Origin of the sequence: Streptococcus phocae, from assembly GCF_001302265.1 — a bacterium.
In the GTDB taxonomy this organism is placed as follows: domain Bacteria; phylum Bacillota; class Bacilli; order Lactobacillales; family Streptococcaceae; genus Streptococcus; species Streptococcus phocae.
Genome location: NZ_LHQM01000004.1, coordinates 1 through 5,107, shown reverse-complemented (window position 1 = coordinate 5,107; position 5,107 = coordinate 1). Strand labels below are relative to the sequence as shown.

The 5,107-nt window shown below is 48.9% G+C and carries 1 tRNA gene and 3 rRNA genes; all 4 read left to right on the top strand.

Annotated elements, in window-relative coordinates:
* Positions 1–135: 135 nt before the first annotated feature.
* The 4 genes from AKK44_RS01145 to rrf all read left to right on the top strand — a co-directional run bounded on the left by AKK44_RS01145 (position 136) and on the right by rrf (position 5,105).
* Positions 136–1,686: ribosomal RNA gene (locus tag AKK44_RS01145) — 16S ribosomal RNA — on the top strand.
* Between the two features lie 56 nt (positions 1,687–1,742).
* Positions 1,743–1,815 (top strand) — tRNA-Ala (locus AKK44_RS01140).
* Between the two features lie 193 nt (positions 1,816–2,008).
* A 23S ribosomal RNA gene (locus AKK44_RS01135) occupies positions 2,009–4,910 on the top strand.
* Positions 4,911–4,989: 79 nt separating this feature from the next.
* Positions 4,990–5,105, top strand: a 5S ribosomal RNA gene (gene rrf / locus AKK44_RS01130).
* The 16S, 23S and 5S rRNA genes sit together here with 1 tRNA gene alongside, the layout of an rRNA operon.
* Positions 5,106–5,107 lie beyond the last annotated feature (2 nt).

The following is a 5,107-nucleotide window of genomic DNA, read 5'->3' as shown; positions in this document are numbered from 1 at the left end:
GATTACAAGACCTTTGAGAACTGAATAAGACAAAAAAACCAAACGTGCGGGGTGATATGGAGACATATTACCCGTCAAGAAACAAAGTAATAAATCTGTCAGCGACAGAAAAAGAATGAGTAAACATCAAACACTATTAATGAGAGTTTGATCCTGGCTCAGGACGAACGCTGGCGGCGTGCCTAATACATGCAAGTAGAACGCCTCTTGCTTAGTGCTTGCACTAAGTAAGAGGAGTTGCGAACGGGTGAGTAACGCGTAGGTAACCTACCTTATAGCGGGGGATAACTATTGGAAACGATAGCTAATACCGCATAAGAAGAGTTAACACATGTTAATTCTTTAAAAGGGGCAATTGCTCCACTATGAGATGGACCTGCGTTGTATTAGCTAGTTGGTGAGGTAACGGCTCACCAAGGCAACGATACATAGCCGACCTGAGAGGGTGATCGGCCACACTGGGACTGAGACACGGCCCAGACTCCTACGGGAGGCAGCAGTAGGGAATCTTCGGCAATGGACGAAAGTCTGACCGAGCAACGCCGCGTGAGTGAAGAAGGTTTTCGGATCGTAAAGCTCTGTTGTTAGAGAAGAATGATGGTGGGAGTGGAAAATCCACCATGTGACGGTAACTAACCAGAAAGGGACGGCTAACTACGTGCCAGCAGCCGCGGTAATACGTAGGTCTCGAGCGTTGTCCGGATTTATTGGGCGTAAAGCGAGCGCAGGCGGTTTGATAAGTCTGAAGTTAAAGGCCGTGGCTCAACCATGGTTCGCTTTGGAAACTGTCAAACTTGAGTGCAGAAGGGGAGAGTGGAATTCCATGTGTAGCGGTGAAATGCGTAGATATATGGAGGAACACCGGTGGCGAAAGCGGCTCTCTGGTCTGTAACTGACGCTGAGGCTCGAAAGCGTGGGGAGCAAACAGGATTAGATACCCTGGTAGTCCACGCCGTAAACGATGAGTGCTAGGTGTTAGACCCTTTCCGGGGTTTAGTGCCGTAGCTAACGCATTAAGCACTCCGCCTGGGGAGTACGACCGCAAGGTTGAAACTCAAAGGAATTGACGGGGGCCCGCACAAGCGGTGGAGCATGTGGTTTAATTCGAAGCAACGCGAAGAACCTTACCAGGTCTTGACATCCTTCTGACCGGCCTAGAGATAGGCTTTCTCTTCGGAGCAGAAGTGACAGGTGGTGCATGGTTGTCGTCAGCTCGTGTCGTGAGATGTTGGGTTAAGTCCCGCAACGAGCGCAACCCCTATTGTTAGTTGCCATCATTAAGTTGGGCACTCTAGCGAGACTGCCGGTAATAAACCGGAGGAAGGTGGGGATGACGTCAAATCATCATGCCCCTTATGACCTGGGCTACACACGTGCTACAATGGTTGGTACAACGAGTCGCAAGCCGGTGACGGCAAGCTAATCTCTTAAAGCCAATCTCAGTTCGGATTGTAGGCTGCAACTCGCCTACATGAAGTCGGAATCGCTAGTAATCGCGGATCAGCACGCCGCGGTGAATACGTTCCCGGGCCTTGTACACACCGCCCGTCACACCACGAGAGTTTGTAACACCCGAAGTCGGTGAGGTAACCTTTTAGGAGCCAGCCGCCTAAGGTGGGATAGATGATTGGGGTGAAGTCGTAACAAGGTAGCCGTATCGGAAGGTGCGGCTGGATCACCTCCTTTCTAAGGAAATGGAAGCACGTTAGGAAAATGTCTTATTTAGTTTTGAGAGGTCTTGTGGGGCCTTAGCTCAGCTGGGAGAGCGCCTGCTTTGCACGCAGGAGGTCAGCGGTTCGATCCCGCTAGGCTCCATAGTCACTTGAAAGTTATCGAGTGATGAAGACCTGACAACGAAGTCATAAAAATAGTATGTCCATTGAAAATTGAATATCTATATCAAATTCCGCAATCAGAAATGATTGTAGAAAAGTAACAAGAAATAAACCGAAAAAAAGCTGAAAATATTTAATGAGTTTAACTAGTTTGAAATATACTAGTAAAATAAGGTTAAGTTAATAAGGGCGCACGGTGGATGCCTTGGCACTAGAAGCCGATGAAGGACGTGACTAACGACGAAATGCTTTGGGGAGCTGTAAGTAAGCAATGATCCAGAGATGTCCGAATGGGGGAACCCAACATGTAATGCATGTTATCCATGACTGTTAAGGTCATGTGAAGGAAGACGCAGTGAACTGAAACATCTAAGTAGCTGTAGGAAGAGAAAGCAAACGCGATTGCCTTAGTAGCGGCGAGCGAAACGGCAGCAGGGCAAACCGAGGAGTTTACTCCTCGGGGTTGTAGGACTGCGACGTGGGATCAAACATTATAGAAGAATTACCTGGGAAGGTAAGCCAAAGAGAGTAATAGCCTCGTATTTTAAATAGTGAATGACCCTAGCAGTATCCTGAGTACGGCGAGACACGCGAAATCTCGTCGGAATCCGGGAGGACCATCTCCCAACCCTAAATACTCTCTAGTGACCGATAGTGAACCAGTACCGTGAGGGAAAGGTGAAAAGCACCCCGGAAGGGGAGTGAAATAGAACCTGAAACCGTGTGCCTACAACAAGTTCGAGCCCGTTAATGGGTGAGAGCGTGCCTTTTGTAGAATGAACCGGCGAGTTACGATATGATGCGAGGTTAAGTTGAAGAGACGGAGCCGTAGGGAAACCGAGTCTTAATAGGGCGAATTAGTATCATGTTGTAGACCCGAAACCATGTGACCTACCCATGAGCAGGTTGAAGGTGCGGTAAAACGCACTGGAGGACCGAACCAGGGCACGTTGAAAAGTGCTTGGATGACTTGTGGGTAGCGGAGAAATTCCAAACGAACTTGGAGATAGCTGGTTCTCTCCGAAATAGCTTTAGGGCTAGCGTCGATGTAAAGTCTCTTGGAGGTAGAGCACTGTTTGGGTGAGGGGTCCATCTCGGATTACCAATCTCAGATAAACTCCGAATGCCAACGAGATATAATCGGCAGTCAGACTGCGAGTGCTAAGATCCGTAGTCGAAAGGGAAACAGCCCAGACCACCAGCTAAGGTCCCAAAATAATTGTTAAGTGGAAAAGGATGTGGGGTTGCACAGACAACTAGGATGTTAGCTTAGAAGCAGCTATTCATTCAAAGAGTGCGTAATAGCTCACTAGTCGAGTGACCCTGCGCCGAAAATGTACCGGGGCTAAAACAATTTACCGAAGCTGTGGATTACCTTTATAGGTAATGGTAGGAGAGCGTTCTATGTGTGAAGAAGGTATACCGTGAGGAGTGCTGGAACGCATAGAAGTGAGAATGCCGGTATGAGTAGCGAAAGACAGGTGAGAATCCTGTCCACCGTAAGACTAAGGTTTCCAGGGGAAGGCTCGTCCGCCCTGGGTTAGTCGGGACCTAAGGAGAGACCGAAAGGTGTATTCGATGGCCAACAGGTTGATATTCCTGTACTAGAGTATATAGTGATGGAGGGACGCAGTAGGCTAACTAAAGCAGGCGATTGGAAGTGCCTGTCTAAGCAGTGAGGTGTGATATGAGTCAAATGCTTATATCTAATACATTGAGCTGTGATGGGGAGCGAAGTTTAGTAGCGAAGTTAGTGATGTCACACTGCCAAGAAAAGCTTCTAGCGTTTAATTATACTCTACCCGTACCGCAAACCGACACAGGTAGTCGAGGCGAGTAGCCTCAGGTGATCGAGAGAACTCTCGTTAAGGAACTCGGCAAAATAACCCCGTAACTTCGGGAGAAGGGGTGCTGTCAACAGACAGCCGCAGTGAATAGGCCCAAGCAACTGTTTATCAAAAACACAGCTCTCTGCTAAATCGTAAGATGATGTATAGGGGGTGACGCCTGCCCGGTGCTGGAAGGTTAAGAGGAGTGCTTAGCGTAAGCGAAGGTATGAATTGAAGCCCCAGTAAACGGCGGCCGTAACTATAACGGTCCTAAGGTAGCGAAATTCCTTGTCGGGTAAGTTCCGACCCGCACGAAAGGCGTAATGATTTGGGCACTGTCTCAACGAGAGACTCGGTGAAATTTTAGTACCTGTGAAGATGCAGGTTACCCGCGACAGGACGGAAAGACCCCATGGAGCTTTACTGCAGTTTGATATTGAGTATCTGTACCACATGTACAGGATAGGTAGGAGCCATCGAAGTTGGGACGCTAGTTTCAGCGGAGGCGTTGTTGGGATACTACCCTTGTGTTATGGCTACTCTAACCCAGATAGGTAATCCCTATCGGAGACAGTGTCTGACGGGCAGTTTGACTGGGGCGGTCGCCTCCTAAAGAGTAACGGAGGCGCCCAAAGGTTCCCTCAGACTGGTTGGAAATCAGTCGTAGAGTGTAAAGGTATAAGGGAGCTTGACTGCGAGAGCTACAACTCGAGCAGGGACGAAAGTCGGGCTTAGTGATCCGGTGGTTCCGCATGGAAGGGCCATCGCTCAACGGATAAAAGCTACCCTGGGGATAACAGGCTTATCTCCCCCAAGAGTTCACATCGACGGGGAGGTTTGGCACCTCGATGTCGGCTCGTCGCATCCTGGGGCTGTAGTCGGTCCCAAGGGTTGGGCTGTTCGCCCATTAAAGCGGCACGCGAGCTGGGTTCAGAACGTCGTGAGACAGTTCGGTCCCTATCCGTCGCGGGCGTAGGAAATTTGAGAGGATCTGCTCCTAGTACGAGAGGACCAGAGTGGACTTACCGCTGGTGTACCAGTTGTCTTGCCAAAGGCATCGCTGGGTAGCTATGTAGGGAAGGGATAAGCGCTGAAAGCATCTAAGTGCGAAGCCCCCCTCAAGATGAGATTTCCCATGATTTAATATCAGTAAGAGCCCTGAGAGATGATCAGGTAGATAGGTTAGAAGTGTAAGTGTAGCGATACATGTAGCGGACTAATACTAATAGCTCGAGGACTTATCCGAAGTCAATATTGACAGCGACGGTAAAACTTGATAAGATATAGATATTCAATTTTGAGTGGACATAAAGTTCATGAATAAGTTAAGTGACGATAGCCTAGGAGATACACCTGTACCCATGCCGAACACAGTAGTTAAGCCCTAGAACGCCTGAAGTAGTTGGGGGTTTCCCCCTGTTAGATACGGTAGTCGCTTAGCTT